13 protein-coding genes are annotated in these 12,777 nt (G+C 40.5%); 5 read left to right on the forward strand and 8 right to left on the reverse strand.

All coding sequences use genetic code 11. The features are described 5' to 3' along the window. Nucleotides 1–51 precede the first annotated feature (51 nt). Complete coding sequence (locus ACNKXS_RS05315; protein WP_417919945.1) at nt 52–453, forward strand: DoxX family membrane protein; 402 nt, start codon at nt 52–54, stop codon at nt 451–453. 26 nt (nt 454–479) lie between these two features. Beyond that, nucleotides 480–1,835, forward strand: coding sequence for a dihydrolipoyl dehydrogenase family protein (locus tag ACNKXS_RS05320; protein ID WP_417919946.1), 1,356 nt, complete (start codon nt 480–482; stop codon nt 1,833–1,835). Here ACNKXS_RS05320 and ACNKXS_RS05325 read toward each other — a convergent pair. From ACNKXS_RS05325 to ACNKXS_RS05350, 6 genes are all read right to left on the reverse strand, one after another. Continuing rightward, the gene (locus tag ACNKXS_RS05325; RefSeq protein WP_417919947.1) at nt 1,832–2,629 is read right to left on the reverse strand and encodes a tryptophan-rich sensory protein; all 798 of its coding nucleotides are present in this window, start codon (nt 2,627–2,629) and stop codon (nt 1,832–1,834) included. The genes ACNKXS_RS05320 and ACNKXS_RS05325 overlap by 4 nt on opposite strands. Nucleotides 2,630–2,641: 12 nt before the next feature. Beyond that, complete coding sequence (pdeM, locus tag ACNKXS_RS05330) at nt 2,642–3,322, reverse strand: ligase-associated DNA damage response endonuclease PdeM (RefSeq protein WP_417919948.1); 681 nt, start codon at nt 3,320–3,322, stop codon at nt 2,642–2,644. After that, on the reverse strand, nt 3,279–4,421 hold the full coding sequence (locus ACNKXS_RS05335; RefSeq protein ID WP_417919949.1) for a methionine aminotransferase: 1,143 nt from the start codon (nt 4,419–4,421) through the stop codon (nt 3,279–3,281). Before ACNKXS_RS05335 ends, pdeM begins: the two co-directional genes overlap by 44 nt. Nucleotides 4,422–4,507: 86 nt before the next feature. Beyond that, a complete protein-coding gene (locus tag ACNKXS_RS05340) occupies nt 4,508–5,251 on the reverse strand; it encodes a succinate dehydrogenase/fumarate reductase iron-sulfur subunit (RefSeq protein WP_141876557.1) in 744 nt (247 codons plus the stop codon). Between the two features lie 59 nt (nt 5,252–5,310). Continuing rightward, complete coding sequence (locus tag ACNKXS_RS05345; protein WP_417919950.1) at nt 5,311–7,314, reverse strand: fumarate reductase/succinate dehydrogenase flavoprotein subunit; 2,004 nt, start codon at nt 7,312–7,314, stop codon at nt 5,311–5,313. Nucleotides 7,315–7,317: 3 nt separating this feature from the next. Then, nucleotides 7,318–8,034 carry a succinate dehydrogenase cytochrome b subunit gene (locus ACNKXS_RS05350; protein WP_026914744.1) on the reverse strand — a complete coding sequence of 239 codons (717 nt, stop codon included), beginning with the start codon at nt 8,032–8,034 and terminating at the stop codon, nt 7,318–7,320. Nucleotides 8,035–8,300: 266 nt separating this feature from the next. Here ACNKXS_RS05350 and ACNKXS_RS05355 point away from each other — a divergent pair, with 266 nt between their 5' ends. From ACNKXS_RS05355 to ACNKXS_RS05365, 3 genes are read left to right on the forward strand one after another with little or no spacing between them, the layout of a single operon-like run. Then, nucleotides 8,301–8,810 (forward strand): DinB family protein, encoded by a 510-nt coding sequence (locus ACNKXS_RS05355; protein ID WP_298526730.1) that lies wholly within the window; start codon nt 8,301–8,303, stop codon nt 8,808–8,810. 3 nt (nt 8,811–8,813) lie between these two features. Further along, nucleotides 8,814–9,731 carry a DnaJ C-terminal domain-containing protein gene (locus ACNKXS_RS05360; protein ID WP_417919951.1) on the forward strand — a complete coding sequence of 306 codons (918 nt, stop codon included), beginning with the start codon at nt 8,814–8,816 and terminating at the stop codon, nt 9,729–9,731. Beyond that, a complete protein-coding gene (locus ACNKXS_RS05365) occupies nt 9,728–10,018 on the forward strand; it encodes a chaperone modulator CbpM (protein WP_417919952.1) in 291 nt (96 codons plus the stop codon). The genes ACNKXS_RS05360 and ACNKXS_RS05365 overlap by 4 nt, the downstream gene beginning before the upstream one ends. 1 nt (nt 10,019) lies before the next feature. Here the strand turns inward: ACNKXS_RS05365 and ACNKXS_RS05370 are convergent, their stop codons facing one another. Then, nucleotides 10,020–10,538 (reverse strand): GNAT family N-acetyltransferase, encoded by a 519-nt coding sequence (locus ACNKXS_RS05370; protein WP_417919953.1) that lies wholly within the window; start codon nt 10,536–10,538, stop codon nt 10,020–10,022. A 12-nt stretch (nt 10,539–10,550) separates the two neighbouring features. After that, on the reverse strand, nt 10,551–12,777 hold a 2,227-nt coding region (locus ACNKXS_RS05375; RefSeq protein WP_417919954.1), incomplete at its 5' end, for a VPS10 domain-containing protein.

The following is a 12,777-nucleotide window of genomic DNA, read 5'->3' on the forward strand; positions in this document are numbered from 1 at the left end:
TGATAACACAAGAACCGCCAAGCATTCTATAACTTCCCCTGAAAATTATGCATGGACCATAAAAAGCTAGCTTACTTCTTTGCCAGGATCACGCTGGGAGTAAATTTCAGTATACATGGAGTGGTTCGAATACCAAAACTCAAAAGGTTTGCTGAAGGAATAATGAAAGGTTTCGAAGGGACTATGCTTCCAGAATTTATGGTGATCCCCTTCGCTTACGCAATTCCTATACTGGAGCTTATTTTGGGTTTAATGTTGTTGCTGGGAATTTATACGAATAGAGCGCTGGCAGCTTCAGCAATATTAATGATCGTTCTAATTGGCGGTAGTGCTTTTAAGGAGGATTGGGGAGCTGTTAGCACCCAGATGTTGTATGCTCTATTTATATTTTTCCTGATCTTTTTTCAGGAGAATAATTCGTGGAGTCTTATATCAAACAGGAAAAATAACTAGAGAATTACAAGTAGAGAAATATAATTATGGGAATCGAAAAATTTGATGTTTTTGTTATTGGAACCGGGACTGCCGGGAAAAGTGTGGCGAAAGAATGTGTAGAGGCTGGGTTAAAAGTTGCGATAGCAGACAATCGTGAATTTGGAGGAACCTGTGCAAATCGTGGTTGCGATCCCAAAAAGGTTCTTGTTGGGCTTACAGAAATTCTCAATCGCGCCCAAAAAATGGTAGGAAACGGAATTGTAAAAATGCCGGAAATCAGCTGGAAAGATTTACAGCAATTCAAGAAAAAGTTTGTGGATGCTGTGCCTGCCGCTACAGAGCAGGATCTGGAAGCTCTCGGAATTAAAATGTACCATCAGTCTCCCAAATTTCTGGATGAAAACACCATTTCTGTAGAAGGTAAAACGGTGAATTTTGACAAACTGGTCATTGCAACCGGGATGAAGCCTTTAGAATTACCTATTCCAGGAAGGGAACTGGCAATTAAAAGTGATGACTTTCTGGAATTGAAAGAATTACCTGAAAGTATGATCTTTATTGGCGCGGGTTATATAGGAATGGAGTTCGCTCATATTGCAGCCAGATGTGGAGTAGATGTGACGATCGTGGATAGCGAAGAATCCCCTTTAAGTAATTTTGATGAGGATATGGTGAATTACCTGAAGCAATCTTCAGAAGAGCTGGGGATTAAATTTGTTATGAATGCCAGGGTAGAAGAGATAGAGAAGCTTCAGAAAAATTTGAGAGTCATAGCAGATCAGAATGGTAAAAAGGTGGAGCTCAAAGCCAGATGTGTTGTAAACGCAGCCGGCCGTGTACCTTCCATAGATGAATTGGAATTAAAACAAGGCAACGTAGACTTCTCGAAAAGAGGGGTGCTGGTCAATAAAAATCTTCAGAGTATATCAAATCCAAACGTTTATGCCTGTGGAGATGTTTCTGCCAGCGAAGGCTTACCGCTAACACCGCTTGCCTCCCAGGAAGCACGGGTAGTAACTGCGAATATTATGGATCTTGACAGACCGCATGAGTATGATTATCCACCACAACCTTCAGTTGTATTTACACTTCCCAATGTAGCTTCCGTAGGTCTAAATGAAAAACAGGCGAAAGAAAAAGGTTATGATTTTCGGGTGAAGATGAATGATGCCAGTGACTGGTTTAATTCAAAGCGAATTAACGACAAAGTCTATGCATACAAAACGCTGGTAGATAATGAAACCAACCTGGTTCTGGGTGCCCACCTGGTTAGTAATGAAGCCAGCGAAACCATCAATATGTTCGTGATGGCTATGTGTGGTAAACTGGACTGCGCAACTTTAAAAGGTATGATTTTTACCTACCCAAGTTGGTCCAGCGACATTAAATCGATGATTTAAAATTTTTCACCCTTCATCATTCGGTATAAGGGCTGCTGTTTTCTATTCCTGAAACCATGGTAGGAAATGTTTAAAAAGATAAGGAGAGCCCCTGCTGCGGCTGAGTAGGCGATCACATCGTACTGCCCAATCTGCTTGACATAAATCCCGATAAGCGCCCAGACTCCTACAGCGGCAAATTCGCGCATATTCCGGTTGTAAATCATAGTGATATTAAGAACTACTGTAATCAGGATCATTAAGAGCGTCCATTGAACTTCTGAAAGGAAAGCTCCATCCCAGCCGGTTTCTTTCAACCATGCCGCGGTATTGGCAATTGCTGCTACTGCGATCCACCCTGAATATAAGCAGATAGGCCACCAGTAAAACGCGATGATCTTGAATGGTGGATCTGTTAACTCCATTTCTGTATTGATAATGATCTTGCATAATTTCGCCAGGATCAGGAACATAATAACAACAGAGAGGCCCGGGAAGTCATACAACCAGGCAAGGCTCCACAAACAGGTACCGATATTGGCAACAATAAACCAGAATTTAGTCCTTTTAATAAACTTCGTGTGTTCTCCATTGCCAAAGGCCTGAATGAGCATATACACCGAAAAGACTATTAAAGAAAGGAAGATCACACCCCAGATTGAAAAAGCATATCCGGCCGGAGTAAAAAGATTACTGTATTTATCACTCATTTCCCCAATTGTCTTTCCATTGATCTCACCGGTCTGGGTATAATAGGTGAAAGCGATGGTGATGATAACAGAAATAAAATTGGCTACAGCTAGTTTCTTGATCATAGGAGTCGGGAATTATTGAATAGGAATCACTTCTTTACCGGTTATAGCGAATATACGATCTCCATCTTCAGGTTCCATAAAATAGTTTCCGGTAAATTCTCCAAAAGCGGGGAAGATCATTTGATTAGTGCTTTTGTAAAAACACGGTAATTTCAGCATTTGTCTGCCGAAACCAAATAATTTATAACCCGGGTGAACGTGTCCGCATAAATTGAACAAACCTTCATGCTCTTCAGGATGATGGGTCAGTATAAATTTTTCAATTTTTAATTCCTGATAGATCTGTATGCCCAATTCCTGGTAGCGTAATGGAGAAATGATATCATGGTTTCCAGCAACCAGATGAACCTGATTATCGATAGAAGTAACCCATTCTTCGAAGATTTGCCATTCCATATTGAGAGAAGAATGGAATAGGTCACCGAGAAATATGATATGCTCAGGATCGAAGTCTTTTCGTATTCTATCGAGCCTGTCGAAATTTTCTACGATCGCCTGGTAAGGCACGGCACTACCATGTTTTCTGAAGTGTGATACCTTTCCAAGATGAACATCTGCCACCAATAGGATCTCCTGCTCCGGCCAGTACGCGACGCCCAGCGGGTGCAGTACGAAGTCCTGTTCAAGGATGCGTATATTGATATTCATATTATAGTGAGCATAAAATTGCAGCCGCTTTTTCCAATGTTTCATTTGTTTTGGCAAAGCAAAAACGAAGCTGAGAATGATCTTTTTCGTCTATATTAAATACTGAAACCGGAATAGCTGCAAGTTGGTGTTCCTTCACCAGCCTCTCAGCAAAATCGGTATCTTTTTCCGTAGTAATTTCTGAAAAATCCAGTAATTGAAAATAGGTACCTATAGACGGTGTACTTCTAAATTTAGAACCTGAAATAAGCTCTAAAAAAGTATCTCTTTTTTCCTGGTAAAAACCTGCAAGATCAAGATAATGTTCCGGTTGCTTGAGGTATTCTGCATAGGCGCGTTGCATTGGATGATTTACAGAAAAAGTGGTGAGTTCGTGAATCTTCCTGATCTCTTTCATCAGTTCTTCAGGAGCTACACAATAACCTGTTTTCCAGCCGGTATTATGAAAGGTCTTACCAAAGGAGCCACAAATAATACATCTTGTAGAAAGTTCCGGAAACCTCGAGGCACTTTGGTGTAGCTTTTCATCAAAAATCAAGTGCTGGTATACCTCGTCACTCAGTAGTATGATATTAGTATCCTTCAGAAGGTCTTGCAATCTAAGCATGTCTTCTTCAGAAAGTATAGTGCCCGTTGGATTATGCGGAGTATTAATAATGATCATTCTGGTGCGATTGGTAATGGCACTGGCAACTTCTTCCCAATCGACCTTATAGTCACTGCTTTTCAACTGGATCTGTACAGGGATACCTCCTGCCAACTGAATAGTAGGTTCATACGAATCGTAAGCCGGCTTCAGTACAATCACCTCCTCGCCTTTCTGTACAAAAGCCGTAATGCTATTGTAAAGCGCTTCTGTTGCCCCTGAAGTGATCGTGATTTCAGTTTCAGGTTTGTAATATCTTCCGTAGAGATCATTAAATTTCTGGGAGATCATTTCTCGCAATTCTAAAACTCCGGCATCTGGCGGATACTGATTATGACCATCCCTCATAGCTTTGGTCACCAGTTCTTTAAGTTTACGATCAGTTTCAAAATTAGGGAAGCCCTGAGATAGATTGATAGCATCGTATTCATGCGCCATTTTACTCATCACAGAAAAAATACTGGTTTTGCTTCCGGGTAATTTCGATTCCAACTTCATAGACTTTATTTCAATTACTGATTTTAAGGTATAAAAAATCCCGAACTAAAACAGTCCGGGATCTCTATATATGTTGATACAATGGTTTATTTAACCGACGCTTTCAGGTAATCTCTATTCATTCTCGCGATGTTCTCCAGGGAAATTCCCTTAGGACATTCGATCTCACAGGCGCCTGTATTTGTACAGTTACCAAATCCTTCTTTGTCCATTTGCTCTACCATGGCCAGCACTCTACGGTCCGCCTCAACTTCACCTTGAGGTAATAGTGAGAACTGACTTACTTTTGCAGAAGTAAACAACATGGCACTCGCGTTTTTACAAGCGGCAACACAGGCTCCACAACCAATACAGGTCGCAGCATAAAAAGACATATCTGCACTTTCTTTATCTACTGGAATAGAGTTAGCATCCTGGGTGTTTCCTGAAGTATTTACAGAAATATACCCACCAGCCTGCTGAATTCTGTCAAAAGAGGTACGGTCTACCACCAAATCCTTAATTACCGGAAATGCTTTCGCTCTAAATGGTTCGATCACAATAGTATCACCATCCTTGAATTTTCTCATGTGCAACTGGCAGGTGGTCACTCCACGATCTGGACCGTGAGGTTCTCCATTGATCTGCAGATTACATGAACCACAAATACCTTCACGACAGTCATGATCAAATGCTACAGGCTCGTCACCTTTAGCGATCAACTGCTCGTTAAGCACGTCCATCATTTCCAGGAAAGACATATCATCAGATATATCGGTAACCTGGTATGTGGTCATTTTTCCTTTAGTTTCGGCGTTTTTCTGGCGCCATATTTTTAATGTAAGGTTCATACTTTTAGTATTGAATACTTAGAAATGAGATTGTTCTAAACGAATCCCAGATCTCAAATCTATTTATAACTCCTTGTTTTTACTTCGATATCCTCGTAATCAAGTTCTTCCTTATGAAGTATCGCATCGGCCGGTTTCCCGGTGTATTCCCATGCAGCTACATACATAAAGTTCTCGTCATCTCTTAGTGCTTCCCCTTCTTCGGTTTGATGCTCTTCTCTAAAGTGACCTCCACAGCTTTCCTCCCTGTGTAGTGCATCCTTGGCGAACAATTCTCCAAGTTCAAGAAAATCTGCTACACGACCGGCTTTTTCAAGTTCTGCATTCATCTCGTTCGCGGTACCTGGAACTCGAACATCTTTCCAGAATTCTTCTCTCAATGCCTGAATTTCAGAAATAGCTTCCTTCAATCCGGTCGCATTTCTCGCCATTCCTACTTTGTTCCACATGATCTTTCCTAAGATCTTATGGAAGTGGTCTACAGATTTGGTTCCTTTAGTATTGATCAACTTTTCCAGTTGAGCTCTCACTTCATTTTCCGCCGCTTCAAATTCAGGAGTATCAGTTGGGATCGCTCCGGTTCTAATATCTTCTGATAGAGTATTTCCTATAGTATATGGAAGAACAAAATATCCATCTGCAAGACCTTGCATCAATGCAGAAGCTCCCAGTCTGTTGGCCCCGTGATCTGAGAAGTTAGCTTCCCCGATCGCGAAACATCCTGGAATCGTAGTTTGTAGGTTATAATCAACCCAAACACCACCCATGGTATAATGTACAGCTGGATAGATCATCATTGGAGTTTCGTAAGGATTCTGATCTACGATTTTCTCGTACATCTGGAAAAGGTTACCATATTTGGCTTCCACAACTTCCTTACCTAATTTCTTAATATCATTATCTGAAGGATTATCCAGTTTTCTGGTTGTAGCTTCCTCTTTACCATATCTCATGATAGCAGAGCTAAAATCCAGATAAACTGCTTCTCCAGTTTTATTTACCCCGAAACCAGCATCACAACGTTCCTTGGCTGCTCTTGATGCAACATCACGCGGCACCAGGTTACCAAAGGCTGGATATCTTCTTTCCAGGTAATAATCTCTTTCTTCTTCTGATAGCTCCGTCGGTTTTTTCTTTCCGGCACGAATTGCTTCAGCATCTTCTTTTTTCTTCGGAACCCAGATTCTACCATCATTCCGAAGTGATTCAGACATCAAAGTCAATTTTGACTGGTGATCTCCTGAAACCGGAATACAGGTTGGGTGAATTTGGGTAAAGCAAGGATTTGCGAAATACGCTCCTTTCTTATGTATCTTCCAGCTAGCTGTAACATTACTTCCCATCGCATTGGTAGAAAGGAAGAATACGTTTCCATATCCTCCGGAAGCGATCACCACAGCGTGTGCTGAATGTCTTTCAAGTTTTCCAGTAACCAGATCCCTTGCAATGATTCCGCGAGCTTTTCCATTTATCTTCACGACATCAAGCATTTCATGTCTGTTGAAAGTCTGTATCTTTCCACGGTTAATCTGGCGGTTCATTGCTGAATAGGCTCCAAGCAATAATTGTTGCCCGGTTTGTCCTTTAGCATAAAAGGTTCTTGAAACAAGAACTCCACCAAAAGAACGGTTATCCAAAAGTCCACCGTACTCACGAGCGAAAGGAACTCCCTGCGCCACACACTGGTCAATAATATTTCCAGATACTTCTGCCAGACGATAAACGTTGGATTCTCTCGAACGGTAATCTCCACCTTTAATGGTGTCATAGAAAAGACGGTAAACAGAGTCACCATCTCCCTGATAGTTTTTCGCTGCATTGATACCTCCCTGAGCTGCGATCGAGTGAGCTCTACGTGGAGAATCCTGGTAACAGAATGTTTTTACGTTATATCCAAGTTCTGCAAGCGTTGCCGCTGCGCTTCCCCCGGCCAGTCCTGTACCCACTACGATCACGTCTATATTACGTTTGTTCGCAGGGTTTACAAGATTGATATCGTTTTTATGATTAACCCACTTTTCTGCCAATGGGCCTTTAGGTGCATTTGATTCAAATATTCCCATAGCTTAAATTTTTTCTAGTACAAAGTGAATGTAAAAAGGAATAACAGCGAATGCGAGCGGTACTAAAACTGCAAAAGCATAACCTGTTTTTCTAATAAATCCATTGTACTTAGGATGATTAACACCCAGTGATTGAAATCCACTTGCAAACCCGTGAGACAGGTGAAAACCTATCGCCAGCATTGCTACTCCATAAGCGATCGCCCATAGAAGACCGTATTGCGCGTCCTGAAAGGTTTTGATCGTAAGGGTGTAAAGATCTTTAACTTCTTCGCCGTTTGCCGTGGTGTATAAAGTGTCATCAAGACCTCCAAACTTCATTTCTGCCCAGAACATGCTCATGTGGATAACAATGAAAGCGAGGATCACAGTTCCTAAAATCCCCATGTTTCTTGAAGACCATTTACTGTTCGTAGATGGTTTGAAGTTTACATATCCCTGTGGTCTTGCCTTGCGATTGTGGATTGTTAATAGTAATCCATCGATTGCGTGAAAAATGATACTAATGTACGTGACGTAGGATAACACTTTAACCGCAGGATTGGTGGTCATGAATAACGCGTATTCGTTGAACTGGTCTTTTGCCATTTCACTAACGGGTAGTAAAAGTTGCAGATTTCCAAATAAGTGACCTACTAAAAACAGGCACAGAAAAAGGCCGGTGAAAGCCATCCAGTATTTTTTTGCCAGTGATGACTTTAAAAGCGCAGATTTCGCCATAAATGTTTAGAATTATTTTTTATATAAGTGCAACAAAAATACGCTTCATTCTAATTTTTAACAAGCTTTCCAAGTCTTTTTCCTGTCTATTTAGACTTAATTTAAAGTACTTTATAATTTGTTGAATCTTTGAAATACAGCGGCTTCCCGAAATTCATTTTCAACGTTTGTTAAATTAGATTTTGGCATGAGTCTGAGGGTTTTAGCAAAAGCTTAACTGAGGCTCCATTTCAAAATTTTGTAATTTCACTTTTCAGTGAAAAATTATGAAAGAAAGAACCGAGAAAATAATTCAGAAACTATCCGAAACATTTGAGGGAGACCCATGGTTTGGGCAATCCCTAATGCGGAAACTGGAGAATGTACCCTACATCATCGGTTACAAAACCTGTGTTCCAGATTCACATAGTGTGGCAGAAATTGTTGCCCATCTAATTTGCTGGAAAAAATTTGTGTACGAAAAGCTTAAGAATAATGAGGATTTTGATATCACTATAGATTCTGAAATGGACTGGCCGGAAATCAAGATCCATAGTAAAAAAGAATGGGAGGAATTAAAGAGAGACCTTGTATCGGCTCAATTCCGTATTTATGAAGCTTTGCGTGAAAAACCTGATGATTCTTATCTCTCGGCTACCGTAACCGGTCGCGAATATGATATGGAATATCTTATTTTGGGAATTCTTCAGCATGATATTTATCATCTTGGACAAATAGGTTTGATAGAAAGTCAGTTAAATAAAACCGAATCTGATAGCGGTGTATTCAAAGCATAGTACATGGATTTTATAGACTATTATAAATTACTGGAACTGGAGAGATCAGCTTCACAGGCTGATATAAAAAAGGCTTATCGAAAGCTCGCCAGAAAGTACCATCCAGATCTCAATCCTGATAATAAGGATGCCCAGATAAAATTTCAACAGATCAATGAGGCGCATGAAGTTTTAAGCGACCCTGAAAAGCGTAAGAAGTACGATGAATACGGGAAAGACTGGAAACATGCAGATCAATTTGAGGAAGCTAAACGGCAGCAACAAGCCTCCGGTGGTTTTGGTAGAGGTTTTCAGGGTGGTGGCCAGCAATCTTATTCCGGGAATTTTGAAGATGATACCTTCTCAGACTTTTTTGAGCAGATGTTTGGTGGGAGAGCAAGAGCTCAGGGCGCCAATAGAGGTACACATTTTAAAGGTCAGGATTTTAATGCGGAGTTACAATTGCGCTTAAGTGAGATCTATAAAGATCAAAAACAAACGCTTACCGTTAATGGTAAATCTATAAGACTTACAATTCCCGCAGGTGTTGAAAACGGTCAAACGATAAAAATAAAAGGACACGGTGGTCCGGGAGTTCAGGGTGGTCCAAAAGGAGATTTATTCATTACGTTTCAGGTTTTAAACGATACTGACTTCCGTAGAGAAAAAGAACATCTATATGCTACAAGAAATATCGCCTTGACCACTGCAATTCTTGGAGGAGAGATACAGGTGAAAACATTTGATGGTGAGGTGAAATTAAACGTGAAGCCTGGAACCGAAAATGGTAGCAAAGTGAAATTGAAGGGAAAAGGTTTCCCAAAGTATAAAAAGAAGGATCAGTTTGGAGATCTTTTTATTACTTACCAGGTTGATATTCCGAAGAATCTGACCGAAGAACAGAAGGAGTTGTTTCAGAAACTTAAAAACACGGGCTTATGAAAGAGGAAGATTTAATCCCAGCAGAGGAAATTTGTGTTCGTTACCAGGTCGAACGTCAATTCGTTACGTCCCTTAAGGATAGCGGAATCATTGAGATCGTCACGGTGCAGGAAACCGAATATATACATTGCGATCATCTGGCTCAATTTGAAAAGATGCGCAGGTTGCATGAGGAACTTGAAATAAACATGCAGGGACTAGAAGCGATTAATCACTTGTTAGGAAAGGTAGAGCATTTGCAATCTGAGAATTTAAAGCTTAAAAATAGGCTGGGTCTTTATGAGTAGTTTATAGCTCAATTTGATAAAGCATAAGTTCAGCAGGATCTTTCGGAATTTTAATATTCTCTATATACTCAAAACCTAGTTTCTCTAATAACTTTTGTGAACCCGCATTATCAAGTCTGGTAATTGCCTGAAGCGTTTTTATGTTGAATACCGATTTAGCTACTTTAACCAGTGTGGTAGTAGCTTCAGAAGCATAGCCTTTTCCCTCGTATTCTGAAAGAAAAGCGAAACCCAGGTCAATTTCCTGTAGTCCTTTCCTCTCATACAGACCACAGGCACCAATCTTTACATTATCAACTTTTCGAATCACACAATAATTGGAAAATCCCAGTTCATATAACTGTGGCAGCATTCTGTCTTTAATATAAACTCTGGCATCTTCAGTATTTCGCAGATTGTGATCTCCAATAAACTGGAGCCATTTGGGAGAATTATAAAGCTGGAGAATAAAAGCATCATCATCAAGAGACATAGGTCTCAATAATAAGCGCTCTGTTTCAAAGCTTCGAAATTCTCCCAATTAGCCAAGTCTTTATTTTACTTCAAAAGTAGATTCTGTAGTTGAACCATTGAGCTCCAAAATCATTTTATAAGTCCCTTTCGGTATATAGAATTTCTCGTCTTCAGCTTTAGAAATACTGATTTTTTCGTCCTGCTTCTCCAGTTTTTTAGCTGAATCTTCTGTAATACTAAGATCATAAGATCCAGTATTAAAGCCTTTGTCTGCTTCGATATTCATCGTTTGCAGGGTAGTTCCATCTTCTGTCTGTATCTTCAATTTCCCACTTCCTTTCTTCGAAGTATAATAAGTGAATCCAAGTTCAGGAGTATAAGGATCCATCCATTTATTATAGGAATTTCCCCATCTATTACTGAACCTTATCTCCTTTTCCGAAGAAATCGTTAGTGCACTTTTGATATCGTCCATATTCATCGCTGCAATTGCAGAAATATCTGCGATATAAAGCGAGCGACCATGAGTTCCCACGACCAGATCCTTTTCTTCTTCCTGAACTCGAAGATCGTGAACTGCCACATTAGGAAAATTGGTGCTAAAAGCCTGCCAGCTATTTCCACGATCCAGGCTTACATACAGACCGTTATCTGTTCCTAAATAAAGCACATTCTCATTGGACGGGTCTTCCCGAATCACATTTACCGGAGAGATTGGTAAGTTTGCGCTGATGTCTTTCCAGTTCTTTCCTGAATCTTCAGACACATAAATATATGGTTTAAAATCATCAGATCTGTAACCATTTAAACTGGCGTAAACACGATCTTTAGAATGTTCAGAAGCGATCACACGGGAAACCCAGAGGTCCTGCGGAAGATTGCCGCTTAGTAATTTCCAGTCTGCCCCGGCATTGTCACTTCCGTAGATATATCCATCATCACTTCCAGTATAAAGTTTTCCGAATTGAAATGGGGACTCAGCAATGGTAGCCAGCGTTCCATAAGGAACATTCCCTTCTTTGCCTCCACCGGTAAGGTCTTTGGAAATACTGGTCCAGGTTTCTCCCTGATCCATACTGCGCATCAGTTTATTTCCACCCATATAAAGGATGTCCTGGTTATGAGAAGATAGAAGAATGGGCGTTTGCCAGTTATAACGATAAGGACTTTCCCCTAATTCGTGTTTTGGGTGTATATAAAGACGCTCGCCGGTTTCCCTGTTTATTCTGAAATAATTTCCAAACTGAAAACCAGTATATACAATATCAGAATTTCTGGAATCGATCTCCACCTGCATTCCATCACCACCCATGATACTTTTGTAATTATAGTCTCCGGAAGCGGCCCATCCATTGCTTTCAGTATTCGTGTGTGGTCCAACCCATACGCCGTTATCCTGAAGTCCGCCATATACGTTATACGGTTTTTCATTGTCTACATTAACCGTATAAAATTGCCCAACTGAAGGTGAATTGTTCTTCACCCAATTCTCGCCATCATCATAGGAAATATTGATGCCACCGTCATTCCCGTCAATTAGATGTCCGCTTTTTTCTGGATTAATCCATAAAGCATGATGATCTGCATGTACATTTTGAGCATCGATGGAAGTAAAGGTTTTCCCGCCATCTTTGGATTTTAGAATCGGCACTCCATATATATAGATCGCATTTTCATCCTGTGGATCCACATGGACCATCCCAAAATAATAACCATAACTATAGTAAAGGTCATCCAGGTAATCCTCGTGGGTGATTTTCCATGTATTCCCGGCATCTGTACTTTTATAGACCTGGGCTCCAATTACGGGCGTATCAAAAAGTTGTGTATTGGCATCTTCCAGGTACGTGGCGAGATCCTGAGGTTTGGCCTCGTCTTTCCGGATCATTTCCTTTACTTTCTCTGCGGAATATTTCTTCTGAAAATCATTCGAGCTTAGGTAAGCTTCCAGTTCTTTATCATCAAGTTTCAGAAAAGCAGATTTTTTCATATTTCTGAAATCATCTTTTTCAAGTCCGCTTTTATTTGAAGATTTCTTGTCTTCAGACTTTCTTCGATCCTGGTTATCTACTATGGCGTAGATCGTATTGGAATCGTAGACAGAAAGTCCAATTCTTCCTACTCCGTCGCCCGTTGCAAAACCAGATGCTTCCGTAGAGATCTTTGTCCAGCTATCTCCGGCATCGGTACTTTTATAAATTCCACTGTTTTTACCACTTTCTCTAAAATCCCATGCTTTACGATCCTTGTCCCAGGCAGCCGCATACATTTCGTTGTAGTTTTCAGGATTCACCGCAACATCGATG

Source organism: Christiangramia marina (genome assembly GCF_048285865.1).
Lineage (GTDB): Bacteria > Bacteroidota > Bacteroidia > Flavobacteriales > Flavobacteriaceae > Christiangramia > Christiangramia marina.